Origin of the sequence: Rhodococcus sp. R1101 (assembly GCF_000278445.1) — a bacterium.
In the GTDB taxonomy this organism is placed as follows: Bacteria; Actinomycetota; Actinomycetes; order Mycobacteriales; family Mycobacteriaceae; genus Rhodococcus; species Rhodococcus gordoniae.
Window position 1 is genome coordinate 1 of record NZ_AJVB01000059.1, and the last position, 13,722, is coordinate 13,722.

Annotated in this window: 14 protein-coding genes and 1 pseudogene; 6 read left to right on the top strand and 9 right to left on the bottom strand. The window is 69.6% G+C overall.

What is annotated here, in order from left to right:
- Positions 1-291 (top strand): annotated as a pseudogene (locus R1101_RS26025) (long-chain fatty acid--CoA ligase); the annotation flags it as partial.
- Positions 292-319: 28 nt separating this feature from the next.
- Here the strand turns inward: R1101_RS26025 and R1101_RS0106755 are convergent.
- Genes R1101_RS0106755 through R1101_RS0106765 form a run of 3 tightly spaced genes read right to left on the bottom strand, consistent with a single transcriptional unit; the run spans position 320 to position 2,901 of the window.
- Complete coding sequence (locus tag R1101_RS0106755; RefSeq protein ID WP_016932696.1) at positions 320-994, bottom strand: alpha/beta hydrolase; 675 nt, start codon at positions 992-994, stop codon at positions 320-322.
- Between the two features lie 27 nt (positions 995-1,021).
- A complete protein-coding gene (locus R1101_RS0106760; RefSeq protein ID WP_026002968.1) occupies positions 1,022-2,215 on the bottom strand; it encodes an alanine racemase in 1,194 nt (397 codons plus the stop codon).
- A 41-nt stretch (positions 2,216-2,256) separates the two neighbouring features.
- Positions 2,257-2,901, bottom strand: coding sequence for a TetR/AcrR family transcriptional regulator (locus R1101_RS0106765; protein ID WP_016932700.1), 645 nt, complete (start codon positions 2,899-2,901; stop codon positions 2,257-2,259).
- A gap of 75 nt (positions 2,902-2,976) precedes the next feature.
- On the opposite strand from R1101_RS0106765, the gene R1101_RS0106770 reads away from it, so the two are divergent.
- Positions 2,977-4,284 carry a D-arabinono-1,4-lactone oxidase gene (locus R1101_RS0106770; RefSeq protein ID WP_016932701.1) on the top strand — a complete coding sequence of 436 codons (1,308 nt, stop codon included), beginning with the start codon at positions 2,977-2,979 and terminating at the stop codon, positions 4,282-4,284.
- 12 nt (positions 4,285-4,296) lie between these two features.
- Here the strand turns inward: R1101_RS0106770 and R1101_RS0106775 are convergent, their stop codons facing one another.
- The 4 genes from R1101_RS0106775 to R1101_RS0106790 form a co-directional block, all read right to left on the bottom strand.
- On the bottom strand, positions 4,297-5,229 hold the full coding sequence (locus R1101_RS0106775; RefSeq protein WP_016932702.1) for an adenosine deaminase: 933 nt from the start codon (positions 5,227-5,229) through the stop codon (positions 4,297-4,299).
- Positions 5,230-5,276: 47 nt separating this feature from the next.
- Positions 5,277-6,038: a crotonase/enoyl-CoA hydratase family protein gene (locus R1101_RS0106780; RefSeq protein ID WP_026002969.1), complete on the bottom strand. Its 762-nt coding sequence runs from the start codon at positions 6,036-6,038 to the stop codon at positions 5,277-5,279.
- 79 nt (positions 6,039-6,117) lie between these two features.
- Entirely contained in the window at positions 6,118-7,161 is a 1,044-nt protein-coding gene (locus R1101_RS0106785; RefSeq protein ID WP_016932704.1) for a class I adenylate-forming enzyme family protein, read from the bottom strand.
- A gap of 120 nt (positions 7,162-7,281) precedes the next feature.
- On the bottom strand, positions 7,282-8,751 hold the full coding sequence (locus tag R1101_RS0106790; RefSeq protein WP_037222359.1) for a DHA2 family efflux MFS transporter permease subunit: 1,470 nt from the start codon (positions 8,749-8,751) through the stop codon (positions 7,282-7,284).
- A 93-nt stretch (positions 8,752-8,844) separates the two neighbouring features.
- On the opposite strand from R1101_RS0106790, the gene R1101_RS0106795 reads away from it, so the two are divergent.
- Entirely contained in the window at positions 8,845-9,540 is a 696-nt protein-coding gene (locus R1101_RS0106795) for a GNAT family N-acetyltransferase (RefSeq protein ID WP_016932706.1), read from the top strand.
- Complete coding sequence (locus R1101_RS0106800) at positions 9,537-10,583, top strand: glutathione S-transferase family protein (protein ID WP_037222356.1); 1,047 nt, start codon at positions 9,537-9,539, stop codon at positions 10,581-10,583. The genes R1101_RS0106795 and R1101_RS0106800 overlap by 4 nt, the downstream gene beginning before the upstream one ends.
- A 15-nt stretch (positions 10,584-10,598) precedes the next feature.
- Here R1101_RS0106800 and R1101_RS0106805 read toward each other — a convergent pair whose 3' ends face one another.
- The gene (locus R1101_RS0106805) at positions 10,599-11,063 is read right to left on the bottom strand and encodes a VOC family protein (RefSeq protein WP_037222362.1); all 465 of its coding nucleotides are present in this window, start codon (positions 11,061-11,063) and stop codon (positions 10,599-10,601) included.
- Between the two features lie 25 nt (positions 11,064-11,088).
- The gene (locus R1101_RS0106810; protein ID WP_016932709.1) at positions 11,089-11,919 is read right to left on the bottom strand and encodes an AraC family transcriptional regulator; all 831 of its coding nucleotides are present in this window, start codon (positions 11,917-11,919) and stop codon (positions 11,089-11,091) included.
- 57 nt (positions 11,920-11,976) lie between these two features.
- Between R1101_RS0106810 and R1101_RS0106815 the strand changes: the two genes are divergently transcribed.
- Positions 11,977-12,711, top strand: a complete 735-nt coding sequence (locus R1101_RS0106815) for a hypothetical protein (RefSeq protein ID WP_016932710.1) — start codon at positions 11,977-11,979, stop codon at positions 12,709-12,711.
- Positions 12,712-12,713: 2 nt separating this feature from the next.
- Positions 12,714-13,520, top strand: a complete 807-nt coding sequence (locus tag R1101_RS0106820; RefSeq protein WP_016932711.1) for an alpha/beta fold hydrolase — start codon at positions 12,714-12,716, stop codon at positions 13,518-13,520.
- Positions 13,521-13,722 lie beyond the last annotated feature (202 nt).

Here is a 13,722-nt window from a genome sequence, read left to right on the forward strand (position 1 = left end):
GCGCTGATCACCCTCGACCCGGAGGCACTGCCGGGCTGGCTCGAGCGGCACGGTCTGCCGGCGGAGACCACGGTCGCCGATCTGATCAAGAACCCCGACCTGATCGCCGAGATCGACGAGGCGGTTGCCGAGACCAACAAGAAGGTCTCGAAGGCAGAGGCGATCCGCAAGTACCGCATCCTCGAGACCGATTTCAGCATCGAGAGCGGCGAGCTGACCCCGACGCTCAAGCTCAAGAGGAACATCATCCACGACAAGCACGGCGCCGAGATCGCAGCGATCTACAACTGAGGCTCCACACCGACGACCGGGCCCCTCGTCACCGCGAGGGGCCCTGTCGTTTCTCGGGGAATCGGGGAATCCGGCCGGCCAGGTCGCCCACGAACGCGGCAACATCCGAGGTCACCCTGCGATGCACGGGTTCGTGCAACAGGTCGTGCCCGGCATCGGGATATTCGCACCACTGTGCCCGGGGCACCGACGACGCCCACTCGCGTACCGGGTCGACGGGGGCCAGCCGGTCGTCGACGCCGTGGACCAGCAGGACCGGCAGGTCGCGCGCGCGGAGCGCTTCGGCCGTCTCCGGCAGGGCCGCGGTGCGCGGCGTACCGCACAGCACGACGCCCGCGAGGCGGGTACCACCGGAGGGATCGGCATCCAGCGCCGTCAGGACCGTCGCCGCCCCGAGCGAATGGCCCATCGCCACCAGCGGCAGACCGGACTCGGCGGCGAGGCCGGTGAGCACGCCGAAGTCCTCGGCGTGGAACTCGACGTTGCCCGGTGAGCCGGGTTCTCCTTCGGAGAGCCCGTGTCCGGCGAGGTCGAGTCCCCACCACGCGATGCCGTGGGCGGCGAGGCCGGAGGCGAAACGGTGGTAGTGCCCGGTGTGCTGCCCGAAGCCGTGCGCGAACACGACACCGGCTCTCGCGTCGTCGACGGTCCGGCACCGCCAGTGGACCCGGCCGACCGACCCGGGGAAGAACGTCAACGGCATGAACTCATTGTGGCCGGAGACGGAAGGTCACCAGCAGCCGCCCTCACCACGGTAGGTGGGAACCTCGGTGCGTCCGTTCTCGTCGACGAGGTACACCCGGTCGAACCTCTCGCACAGTTCTCCCGCCTTCGCGTGGCGGAACCACACCCGTCCCCCGACGGGGATCGAGGCGGCAGCGCGACCGCGCACCGGGGTCTGCACCTCGCCGGCGCCTTCCGTCCCCAGCAGCTTCAGTCCCGCAGGACGGACGGGGCGCGGCACCCGCGAGGCGCCGGTCGGGCCGGACGCGATGTACCCGCCGCCGAACAACGTCGTGATCGACGGTGACGGTTTGCGTACGGCAGGCAGCGCGAAGAACATCGACGGGTTCGGGGTGAACGCCCGGTAGCCGTCGAACAGGGTGGGCACGTACAGGCCCGAACCCGCGGTGGCCTCGGTGACGACACGATCGGCGGTGGTCACCTCGAGCGAGCCGGTTCCGCCACCGTTGACCAGTTCGAGGTCACCCACGACCGCACGCACGGCCTCCACCACAGCACGGCGGCGCGAGGAGAGCTCCCGCGCCGACAGTCCCTTGACGAGCCGTACCGGCAGCGACGAGTCGGGCAGGCCCGCGATCTGGGCCTCGTAGAACATCACTCCGACGACGTCGAATCCGGCGGCGTCGGCGCGACGGGCCAGGCCGGCGGCTGCCTCCGGGTCGCGCAGCGGAGAACGGCGCACACCGAGATGGAGCGGACCCACCCGCAACGACGCATCGACGTCCAGGCAGACCTTCGCCCGGAAAGTGTTCTTCCCCAAGGCGGTACGGATGATGTCGAGGTGCTCGGCCGAATCGACCATGAGCGTGATCGCCTGCACCGCGTCCGGCGACACCGCGAACTTCCCGAGCGCCGCCCGGTCGACCGTGGGGTAGCCCATCAGGATGTCGCGCGCTCCATGCTCGACGAGCCACAGCGCTTCCCGTAGCGAGTACGCCATGATGCCGCGAAAACCGCCGCGGGTGGTCAGTTCCGGGCCGAGGACCTCGGCGAGGACGGCACGACAGCGCACCGACTTGCTCGCCACCCGCACGGGCACACCGTTCGCGCGGCGGATCAGGTCGTCGGCGTTGCGCCGCAGGGTGGGCAGGTCGACGGCGGCGAACGGCGGGTCGAGGTCGGCCGTGGCAGCCTGCACCCGGTCGAGGACGTTGTCGGGGACGGAAGCAGCACGGAGCACGGGCGGTCCCTTCGGTGCGATCGGGTCGGGGGCGGTCGGGGTCAGGAACGTTCTACGGCACGGCTCGCGATGATGTCGGCGATGATTCCCAGTTCGGCTGCCGTCGAGTCGCCGTCGCGATCCACGAGCCAGCGGAGCACGACTCCGTCGAGCAGCGCCAGTGACAGTCGCGCGACCGTCGCGGTGGGCAGCGACCATTCGACACCGCACTGCTCGGCGCAACTGTCGAGGAACAGGTGGGCCTGCTCGTCCATCAGCCGGTACTGCTGCACGGCGATGTCCCCGCTGACGGGACTTCCGTCGGTGCGGTGCCGGAGGGAGTAGGTCGTGATCTCGTAGGTGAGGGTCTGCAATCCCGGCGTGGACTCGATCGCCGACCACATCGCCCGGAGACCGGTGTGGAGCATCGAACGCAGACAGTCGACACCGCCGGTCTGCTGCCCGCCCGCCGGCACGCCGAACGCGGCCTGCATGGCCCCGGCGAGTTCGCCGATGACGGCGTTCGCCATCGCCACGACGAGGGCTTCCTTGCTGTCGAAACAGTAGTGGACGACGCCCAGTGACACTCCGGCCTTCTCGGCGACGGCACGGACCGTGACGGCTCCGACTCCCCCGCCCTCTGCCAGTTCCAGTGCCGCGGCCACGAGTTGGGTGCGGCGCTCGTCGGCAGGCAACCGATTCGACATGCCCCGATCGTAGAGGGCGGGAACTGTTTCCGACCAGGTGTTGACTTGGACGGTTGTCCAGGTCGAAGATGGGGCATGTCCACCTGGCACAACTGGGCTCGCACCGCGAGTGCGACGCCCCGTCGTTTCGAGACCCCCGACACCGTCGACGACCTCGCGCGCATCGTCGGCCGCGCCTCCGACCAGGGCGAACACGTCAAGGCCGTGGGTGCCGGGCACTCGTTCACCGGTGCGGCCGTCACCGACGGCACGCTGATCTCACTCGACCGGATGTCGGGCCTCGTCTCGGTGGAACGGTCGCCGGCCGGCGCACGTGCGACGGTGCGGGCGGGGACGCGACTGCGCGATCTGAGCGACCTGCTGTGGGCACAGGACCTCGCCGTCCCCAACCTCGGCGACATCGACGTCCAGTCCGTCGCCGGCGCGATCTCCACCGGCACCCACGGCACCGGTACGGCCTTCCGAGGACTCGCGGCGGCCGTGTGCCGTGCGACGATCGTGCTGGCCGACGGCCGGATCGTCGACTGCTCCCCCGAACACGAAGCCGGCCTGTTCGAGGCCGCGCGTCTCGGACTCGGCGCACTCGGTGTCCTCGCGACCGTCACGCTCGATTGCGTTCCCGCCTTCCGCCTCCGGGCAGAGGAAGCACCCTCGTCGCTCCGGGCGACGCTCGACGCCCTGGACGAACTACGGGACGGCGTAGACCATTTCGAGTTCTACTGGTTTCCGCACACGGACGGCGTGCTCGTCAAACGCAACACCCGTCTCCCCGGTGCGGAACCGGTACAGCCGGTCGGGCGGGTGCGCACCCTCCTCGACGACGAACTGCTCTCCAACGGGGTGTTCGCGCTCTTCCAGCAGATCGGAACGCGTGCTCCTGCCACCATCCCGGCCCTGAACCGGGTGGCGTCGCGGGCGCTCTCGCCGCGCACGTTCGTCGACCGCAGCTACCGGGTGTTCGCCTCCGAACGGCGGGTGCGGTTCCGGGAGATGGAGTACGCGATACCCGTCGATCACCTCCCGGAGGTTCTGCGCGAGATCGATGCGTGGTTGCAGCGCAACGATGTTCGCATCGGCTTCCCGGTGGAGGTGCGGTTCTCGCGGGCCGACGACGTGTGGTTGTCCACCGCGCACGGCCGCGACACCGCATACGTGGCCGTGCACCAGTACCACCGGCGCGACCACGGACCCTATTTCGACGGTGTCGAGCCGATCCTGCGTGCCGCACAAGGACGTCCGCACTGGGGCAAGCTTCATTCCCTGACCGCCGGCGATCTGCGCGCACTCTATCCCCGGTTCGACGACTTCCTCGCCGTGCGCGATCGCGTCGATCCGCACCGCACCTTCACCAACCCGTATCTGCACCGGGTCCTGGGCGAATGACCTCCGGCGGACTCAGAGGAAGGCGGCATCCCACGAATTGCGCTGCAGCACATCCCGTTCGGCATCGGTGAGACCGAGCTGGTCCTTCAGACCCGCGAAGTTGTCGTCGACGTAACCGCCGAAATAGGCGGGATCGTCCGAGTGCACGCTCACCGACAGACCGGCCTCGAGCATCCGGCGCAGCGGATGCTCGGCGAGGGTGTCCACCACGCGCAGGCGGACATTCGAGAAGGGGCAGACCGTGATCGGGATGCTCTCGTCGACCAGGCGCGCGACGAGTTCGGGATCCTCGAGGGAGCGGATGCCGTGGTCGATGCGTTCGGCACCGAGCAGGTCGAGTGCCTGCCGGACGTATTCCGGGGGACCCTCCTCCCCCGCATGCGCCGTGATGTGCAGCCCTTCGGCCCGCGCCCGCGCGAAGACGTCCTCGAACAGCGAGGGTGGGTGGCCGACCTCTGCCGAGTCCAGGCCGAGCCCGATGATCGGCGCGCCGAGACGCAGCAGTTCACCGAACACCTCGTGCGCTTCGGGCACCGGACGATCGCGCACGATCGACGCGATCATCGCCGCATCGATCCCGAATTCCCGGCGAGCACCGGCGACCGCGTCGGCGAGCCCGGCCACGACCTCGGGCAGCGCGACACCGCGCGAGGTGTGGGCCTGGGGATCGAAGAAGAACTCCGCGCGGGTGACACCCGCCCGCGCCGCACGTGCGAAATAGGCGCGGGCGAGGTCGGCGAAGTCCTGCGCGGTAAGCAGGACCTCCATGTTCGCGTAGTAGAGGTCGAGGAACGACTGCAGATCGGTGAACTCGTACCGACTGCGGAGGTCGTCGAGATCCCGATACGGCAGAGCGACGCGGTTCCGCTCGGCGAGGGCGAGGATCAGCTCGGGTTCGAGCGTGCCCTCGATGTGCACGTGCAATTCGGCGAAACCGTCGGTCACCTGATCCTCACCATCTCTCGTTCCGTCGCCCTCGCGAGTGCGACCGCTCAGCGACCCTTCCACACGGGAGGCCGCTTCTCGGCGAAGGCCGTGGCACCTTCACGCGCGTCCTCCGAGGAGAACACGGGCGCCATGATCTCCATCTGCTTCGCGAACGCCTCTTCGCGCGACCAGTCGGCCGAGCGGACGATGATCTCCTTGGTCGCCGCCACGGCGAGCGGTCCGTTCGCCGTGATGCGCTCGGCCAGCTCGAGTGCGCCCTCGAGTGCCCCGCCGGGTTCGGTGAGGCGATTGACGAAACCGTAGCCGTAGCCTTCCTCGGCGGTGAACGCATCCCCGGTGAGCGCGAGCTCGAGTGCCTTCTGGTAGGGGATGCGCGACGGCAGGCGCAGCAGGCCACCACCACCGGCGACCAGGCCGCGCTTGACCTCCGGAATGCCGAACTTCGCGTCCTTCGCCGCGACGACGAGGTCGGTGGCCAGGACGAGTTCGGTTCCACCGGCGAGCGCGAACCCCTCGACCGCCGAGATCAGCGGCTTGCGCGGAGGCGCTTCCGTGAACCCGAGGCCCTTGCCCGGTACGACCACGTTCTCGCCCGCGACGAATGCCTTGAGGTCCATACCTGCACAGAAGGTGCCGCCGGCACCGGTGAGTACACCCACCGACAGGGAGTCGTCGCTGTCGAGTTCGTCGACCGCCTCGGCGAGGGCGTGACTCACCGCGGCGTTGACCGCATTGCGTGCGTCGGGCCGGTCGATGGTGATGACGAGAACACGATCGCGTCGTTCGAGCAGGACTACATCGGACATGGACATACCTCTCCACTACGGAAAACGCCGGATCATCCCGGTTACAGGCTGTATACCGGACGAGAACGTGTTCCAGTAGTCACGACACCCGGACAGCGAGCTGATCGACGAAGCCCTCGTCGTCGATGCGCACCTGATCCCCCGTGCGGAACCAGCCGTCCTCCCTGAACGCGTCGGCCGTCGCGCACGGTTCGCGCCAGTACCTCCGGGCCACGCTCGGCCCGCGACAGAGCAGTTCGCCGACGCCGTTCTCGGCGTCGGGTCCGAGCAGCGCGACCTCGATCCCGCCGAACGGCACTCCGATGCTGCGGGGATGACGGGAGCGATGCTCCGAGGGCAGCAGCAGACCGATCCCGCCCGTCTCGGCGACCCCCCAGCCCCGCACGCAGCGCGAAGTGGGGAAGGCCGCGCGCAGGTGCCGCCACGGCGCGCGGATCACCCGGGACCCCGAGAGCATCACGGTGCCGCCGAACGCGAGCGTGGGCAGCAACTGGACGCTGCATCCGACCGCCGTGGACAGCGGAGCCGTCAGCACGGTCCGGACGCCGTCGCCGACGAGGTCCATCGCGTGTGCGACGGCTTCGATCGTCGACAGCACGTTGGTGTTGGTCAGTTCGACGCCACGCAGGGCACCACCGGCGACGCGCACGTAGTAGAGCACCGCGAGTTCGTCCGGCGAGGCCCCGCCGTCGAGGAAAGCGACGCCGTCGGGGAGGTCCGAATCCAGGGTCAGGACGGCACCGCTGTGGACTTCGATCTCCGCCGCCTCCTCCGCGCTGCAGCTCGGGGCGGGGAGCACAGGGACGCCGCCGGCGAGGACCACTCCGAGGAAACCGACGAGCCAGCGGATGCTGTTCGGCTGGTTCACCACCACGCGGTCGGCGGGACCGACACCCTGGTCGAGGAGGCCACCGGCGACGCGGGCGGCGGCGGCCCACAGTTCTCGGTAGGTGAGCGCGCGACCGCAGCGGTCGACCACGGCGATCCGGTTGGCGAAACGCAGCGCACTCCGGTCGAGCAACTCCGCAAGGCACGGCTCGAGGCCGTCGTATTGCAGGATGCCGCTCGCGCAGCGAGTGATCCGATCGTCCCGGAGCCAACGGCTGCCTGCAGGAATCTCCACTACGGCCACCGACATGCCACCTCCCACCCGGCGTGCGTGCCTGCACTATATGGCGCGGATCACAGCCGTGTGAGGAAACTGCGGGTCACGGACACCTGTCAGCCGTACTGCGGACTGTCGTCAGGCCGTTGCCGGCGCCGAACTGCCCTCCGGGGCTCGCTGTTCCTTCTGACTCGCGGGGCGGTCGAAGGCCAGTACGGCCACGAGCCCGACGATGAGGACACCGGCGGGGAGCCACAGCGATTCCGCCATCGCGGCGGCGAACGGCGCACGCAGCGGCTCGGGCAGGACGGACGTCTCCGTCTCCGACGCACCCCCGCCCCCGCCGACGCCGTTCGCCGACAGCCGGGCCGCCATCATCGCGCCGAGAGCGGCACTGCCTATCACCGCGCCCACCTGACGCGTCGTGTTGTACACACCGGAGCCCGCACCCGCTCGGCTCGGCGCGAGCCCGTTCGTCGCGGTGGCCGACAGCGGAGACCAGATCCCCGCGTTCGCGATACCGATCAGAGCGATCGGCAGCAGCAACTGCCAGATCTCCGCGTCGGGGGTCATCGCCGAGGCGAGCCATCCCAGCCCGACGACGAGCAGCGAGAATCCGGTGCCTGCGATCGATCGCGGGTGGAGGCGGTCGACGAGTCTGCCCACGAGCGGCGCGAGCACGCCGCTGAACACCGCCATCGGCACCATGAGCAGCGCGGCACCGGTGGGACTCAGTCCACGCACCGACTGGGCGTAGAACATGATGGGCAGCATGACGCCGGTGATGGCGAAACCCATCGTCGCGATGCCGATGTTCGCGAGACCGAAGTTGCGGTCGTGGAACAGCGACAGCGGCACGAGCGGTTCACCCCGGTTGCGGGACTGCTGCGCGACGAACACGGTGAGCAACGCGATGCCCGCGACGATCAGCACCCACACCCGGGCGGTCCACTCGAACGAGTTTCCCTCCTGGATGCCGAACACGAGGCAGAACAGACCGGCGCCGCTGAGCAGCATCCCGAGCACGTCGAACCGGTGCGGACTCGTCGGCAGCACGGGCACGTACCGCACGGCCAGCGCGAACCCGACGATTCCCACGGGCACGTTCACGAAGAAGATCCACTCCCAGCCGAGGCCGTCGATCAGGACACCGCCGACCAAGGGGCCGACCAGCGTCGCGACACCGGCCACTGCGCCCCACAGTCCCATCGCGGTCCCGCGCCGCTCACGCGGAAAGATCCGCGTGACCACGGCCATGGTCTGCGGCGACATGAGCGCCGCGCCGAAACCCTGGAAGACCCTCGCGACGATGAGCATCTCGATCGTCGACGAGAAACCGCACCACAGGGACGCGATCGTGAACAGCACCAGCCCGGCGAGATAGACCCGTCGCTGCCCCACGCGGTCGCCGAGGCGGCCCGTCACGAGGAGCGGCACCGCGTACGCGAGCAGATACGCGCTCGTGACCCACACGACGGCGGCGATGTCGGCCCCGAAGGTCCGCATGATCGCCGGGTTGGCGACGGCGACGATGGTGCTGTCCACCAGGATCATGAAAAAACCCAGGCACAGTGCCCCCAACGCCGCCCAGCGGGCACCGTCCGACATCTCCACCGCCACCTCGGACCCGCGTCGGCGCGTGTCGACCTCGCTGTTCTCCCTCACCGGACTCTCCCCTCGTCGGCGGTCTACGGTAGCGGGGTGGACCCGCACATCTCGAGCATCGCCGCCCTCGCGTGGTGTCGTGCGCTGGGCCTACCCGACGGTGCCCTCGCCGAACCCGCCTGCGTCACACGGGTCGACGACTCGGTCCGCGACGTGCGGGTGCTGGCCGTGGGGCGCGCCACGGCGATCGTGGGTCCCGATACCGCGGTCTCCCGTCTCGCAGCCGAACCCGACCCCGCCGAACTCGACGCACCGAACGCCGAAGTCGTCGTCTCCGGCCACGCGGGTCGCACGGAGATCCTCGGTCTGTGTACCGACTGGATCGACGCGACACGCGTCGACAACCCGCTCGTCTCGGACGATCCCGGAGACCTCGCGGAACTGCTGCGGTGCTGCCCGCCCGACGACGTCACCGAGGCCGAACTGTCGCCGGGCGGACCGTCGCGTGTGTTCGTGCTGCTCGACGACGACCACCGTCCCCTGGCTGCCGCCGCCTACAGCGAACTCGGCTCGCTGCTGGCCGACGTGCGGGTGCTGACGACACCCGCCGCGCGTCGCCGGGGTCTCGCCTCGACCGTCGCAACGCTGGCGACCCACGATGCGCTCGACGCGGGACTCGTGCCGCTCGCCCGCATGCGCCGCGACAACCGCGGTGCCCGGACCGTCGCGGCGGTGTCGGGATACGACATCTGGGGAACCCTCGTGACGGTTCGGGTACCACCCGGACGATGAGGACAGTGCGGAAGGATGCGCAGGTGACCGAGAACAAGTACGTCGAGCCGGGTGCGGAGTTCACCCGTGACACCAACTACATCCCCACCCGCATCACCGCCGACGGGCGCGACGGCTATCCCGTCGAGGCCGGGCGGTACCGGCTCGTCGCCGCCCGTGCCTGCCCGTGGGCCAACCGCACCCTGATCGTGCGGCGACTGCTCGGTCTCGAGGACGCCCTGTCGCTGGGATTGTGCGGCCCGACTCACGACGAGCGCAGCTGGACGTTCGATCTCGACCCGGGCGGGGTCGATCCCGTCCTCCGGATCCCGCGACTGCAGGACGCCTATTTCGCCCGCTACCCAGGATACGACCGCGGGATCACCGTCCCGGCAGTCGTCGACGTCCCCACCGGGCAGGTCGTGACGAACGACTATCCGCAGATCACCCTCGACTTCTCCACCGAGTGGACGCAATTCCACCGTGAGGGCGCCCCGGATCTGTATCCGGAGAATCTGCGGGACGAGATCGACGAAGTGGCCGAACTCGTCTACCGGGACGTCAACAACGGCGTGTACCGGTGCGGTTTCGCCGGCTCGCAGGAGTCCTACGACAAAGCCTTCGACCGCCTGTTCGCCCGACTCGACTGGCTCGAGGAACGCCTCGGAGCACGGCGTTATCTCGTGGGCGAGAGCATCACCGAGGCCGACGTGCGCCTGTTCACCACGCTCGTCCGGTTCGATCCCGTCTACTACGGGCACTTCAAGTGCAACCGGAACCGGCTGGTGGACTTCCCGGCGCTGTGGGCATACGCGCGCGACCTGTTCCAGACCCCCGGTTTCGGCGACACCGTCGACTTCGTGCAGATCAAGCAGCACTACTACCTCGTGCACACCGACGTGAATCCGACCGGCATCGTGCCGAAGGGGCCGGACCTGTCGAACTGGCTCGACCCGCACGGTCGTGAGGCTCTCGGCGGGCGGCCTTTCGGTGACGGCACGCCGCCGCCTCCGCCGCGCCCGAGCGAGGTGGTCCCCGACGGGCACGGCGCCATCGCCCGCTGATCCCTGCGACGGTTCCTACGGCCGGCGCGGCCGATAGGTGCCGAGGCTCCAGTACACCCCGTGAGGGTCGCGGCAGGTGAACCCGTGCGAGCCGTAGTCCTCGTCGCGGAGTTCGACGGTCACGGTCGCGCGAACGGCCGGGTCGTCGGCCTGCGCCGAGGCGAGCACCCTCCCGTACAGGGCGTCGACGGAGGCGTCGTCGGGAAGCACGAGATAGGCGGTACCCGTGTCGGCGTGCTGGTCGAGCGGAGACCCGCGACCGGTCGATCCGAGCATGACGCCTCCGCCGTACGGCCAGAGCAGGGCTGCGTGGTCGACGCGCTCGCCCTCCCCGTAGACCTCCGTCCCGACGAACCCGAGGGTGTCCACGAGGAAGCGGATCGCGCCCCGGGCGTCGGTGTAGGCGAAGCACGGCCACACCGAGTCGACGGTGGGTGTGACGGTGGCCGACTGCTGCGGGGAATTCGTTGTGTTCGTCATGCCGTCCAGTGTCGGCGCCGCCACCTCAGTCGTCTTGGACGAATGGGAACACTTCGTCCTCGAGCCACCGCGACGGCGGCACGCCGGCCAGGTCGCGCCAGTCGCGGGCGAGATGTGCTTGGTCGTAGAAGCCGCAGACGACGGCGATGTCCGCCAGACGCCGGGTCGGATCGGCACGCAGCATCTTCCGGGACCGGTCGAACCGCGCCACCCGGGCCACCTCTTTCGGGGACAGCCCGAACTCGGCGGTGCACCGGTTCGCGAGGTGGCGTCTGCTCCATCCGAGTTCGTCCGCGACGGCACGGACCGGACGGGCAGGATCGGACACCAGCACGTGCCAGGCGTGCGCGAGGTGCCCGTCCGGACCCGTGGACCGGGCAGAGATCAGGCGCCGCGTGAGCACCCGGTCGAGGACGGCGAACCGCTCGTCCCAGGACACGCACGCGGAGATCCGGTCGAACAACTCTCGCCCGTCGGCACCGATGACGTCCTCGAGATCGACGGCCCACGAGCCGAGTGCGGCAGCGGGCACACCCAGCAGCGCGCGGGCACCCGCCGGGGTGAGGGACAGTTGCATTCCGTGCTGGCGCCCGTCGTGGACGATGGGCACGGGTCGCGTCGACAGACCTCCGGCGAGAGCATCGAAACGCTCCGGGGACCGCCCGTCGCCCGGGGAGAGTTCGACCGGTTCGGAGATCGTGAGGATTACGGTGACCTCCGGAGAGGGCATACCCAGGTGGGTCCCCGGCGGGAAACCGTCGAGCCGATACCCCTCGTACGACCGTACGTAGGGTGTCAGCAGGGGCACCGGACGCCGCCTGGCGCCGTCCGACACCCCGACTGCGGACCCGGTCATGGCACCAGCGTAATGAGAGCAGTCCGGAAGACGAGAGCACCGGAGAACAGGGGCACGATGAGCAGCAAACCAGGCATCGCAGAGGCCTTCATCGTCAAGATGCTGGACAACGGCGCGAAGCTGCAGGGACCTGCGGTGGCGAAGTACGTCGATCTCATGCGTCGCGCGCATCCCGACGAGTCCCCGGCGCAGATCATCGAGCGGCTCGAGAAGCAGTTCCTGCTCAGCGTCACGGGCAGCGGGTCGGCGGCAGGTGCGACCGCGGCCTTCCCCGGCGTCGGGACACTCGCGGCCATCGGCGCGGTGGGCGCCGAGACGGCCTTCTTCTTCGAGGCGTCCGCGCTGCTCACCCTGGCCATCGCATCGGTGCACGGGATCGAACCCCACAACCACGAACAGCGCCGTGCGCTGGTGCTCGCCGTCTCCCTCGGTGATGCCGGCCGGGAGATCGTCGCGACCGCGACCGGCGCGTCGCTGCGCAACTGGCCCAAGGCACTGACCACCGGCACGGGTGGCACCCAGCTGAAGACGCTGAACAATTCGTTGGTCAAGAAGTTCGTCCGCCGGTACGTCGCGAAGCGGAGTCCGTTGCTGATCGGCAAGCTCGTGCCCGCGGGTATCGGTGCCGCCATCGGTGGTGTGGGTAACCGCGCGCTGGGCAAGCGCACGATCCAGCACGCGCGCGACGCCTTCGGCCCTCCCCCGCCCGCGTGGCCCACCGCCCGTCCCGTCCTCCCCGTGAACGGAGAGGCACCGGTCCTCGACGCCGGGGTTCCGGTATCGAAGGACTGACGGTGTCCGCCGACGGGAAGGTGTACGTCCGGGAGTCCGGTGCGGGAGCGCGCACCGTCGTACTGCTGCACGGCTTCTCCGACCACGGTGGTACGTGGTGCAAGGTCGCACCGGCGATCGCCGAGCGTCACCGGGTGCTCACGGTCGACCTGCCCGGTTTCGGGCGCAGCGCGCAGCACTGGGAGACACCGGTGCTCGACCACTACGTCGACATCGTGGCCGAACTCGTCGACGACGTGCCCGAGCCGGTGTCGCTGGTCGGGAACTCGCTCGGTGCGGTGACGGCGCTGGTGTTCGCCTCCGTCCACCCGTCCCGCGTCGACCGTGTGGTGCTCGCCGACATGCCGGGGCTCGCCGGGATCCCCCGGTGGTGGACACGCGGCGCACGCATGCCGGTCGAACTGTCGCGCGCGTTGCTGCGTCCGCTGCCCGTCGCGGTGATGCAGCAGGTCATGGGCACCCTGTACGGGCGTGCGGCGGTGCATCGACGGGGCACCTTCGACCGGGCCGTGCGCACGGCGTTCGCGGCGAACTACGCGACGCGCGAGCAGGTCGACACCCTGCTGACGGTCGGCCGGCACGCCATCGGCGAACTCGGCCGGCTGCCGATCCCGGAGATGGTGCACGCCCTCGACATGCCGGCGCTGTTGGTGTGGGGTGCGCGCGACCGGCTGACACCCGCTCACGCCGCGCGGCGCGTGCAGGCCGGCGGCAGGAGACGAGTCGTGATCATTCCCGATGCCGGGCACTGCCCCCAGCTCGACGCCCCGCGCGAATTCCTCGACGCCGTCCTGCCCTTCCTCGGATGACCCGTAAGCTCACGGCGACCGCGGCACGAGCCGCACCCACCTCTCGACGACGCGGGGGTCCGTATCCGTGACAGCACCGTCAGCGCAACCGCCGTACGGCACACCCGATCCGCGGGTGCCCTCGGGGGCGCCCGGCGCGGGGATCGCCGTCCACGGCCTGAGCAAGGCGTTCGGCGACCACGCGGCCGTGTCGAATCTCTGG

Excerpts from the sequence above, each read along its gene's own strand:
- R1101_RS0106805 (WP_037222362.1), bottom strand. The coding sequence starts at position 11,063 with ATGACGAACACAACGAATTCCCCGCAGCAGTCGGCCACCGTCACACCC.
- R1101_RS0106790 (WP_037222359.1), bottom strand. The coding sequence starts at position 8,751 with ATGTCGGACGGTGCCCGCTGGGCGGCGTTGGGGGCACTGTGCCTGGGT.
- R1101_RS0106770 (WP_016932701.1), top strand. The coding sequence starts at position 2,977 with ATGTCCACCTGGCACAACTGGGCTCGCACCGCGAGTGCGACGCCCCGT.
- R1101_RS0106765 (WP_016932700.1), bottom strand. The coding sequence starts at position 2,901 with ATGTCGAATCGGTTGCCTGCCGACGAGCGCCGCACCCAACTCGTGGCC.
- R1101_RS0106780 (WP_026002969.1), bottom strand. The coding sequence starts at position 6,038 with ATGTCCGATGTAGTCCTGCTCGAACGACGCGATCGTGTTCTCGTCATC.
- R1101_RS0106815 (WP_016932710.1), top strand. The coding sequence starts at position 11,977 with ATGAGCAGCAAACCAGGCATCGCAGAGGCCTTCATCGTCAAGATGCTG.
- R1101_RS0106800 (WP_037222356.1), top strand. The coding sequence starts at position 9,537 with ATGAGGACAGTGCGGAAGGATGCGCAGGTGACCGAGAACAAGTACGTC.
- R1101_RS0106755 (WP_016932696.1), bottom strand. The coding sequence starts at position 994 with ATGCCGTTGACGTTCTTCCCCGGGTCGGTCGGCCGGGTCCACTGGCGG.
- R1101_RS0106810 (WP_016932709.1), bottom strand. The coding sequence starts at position 11,919 with ATGACCGGGTCCGCAGTCGGGGTGTCGGACGGCGCCAGGCGGCGTCCG.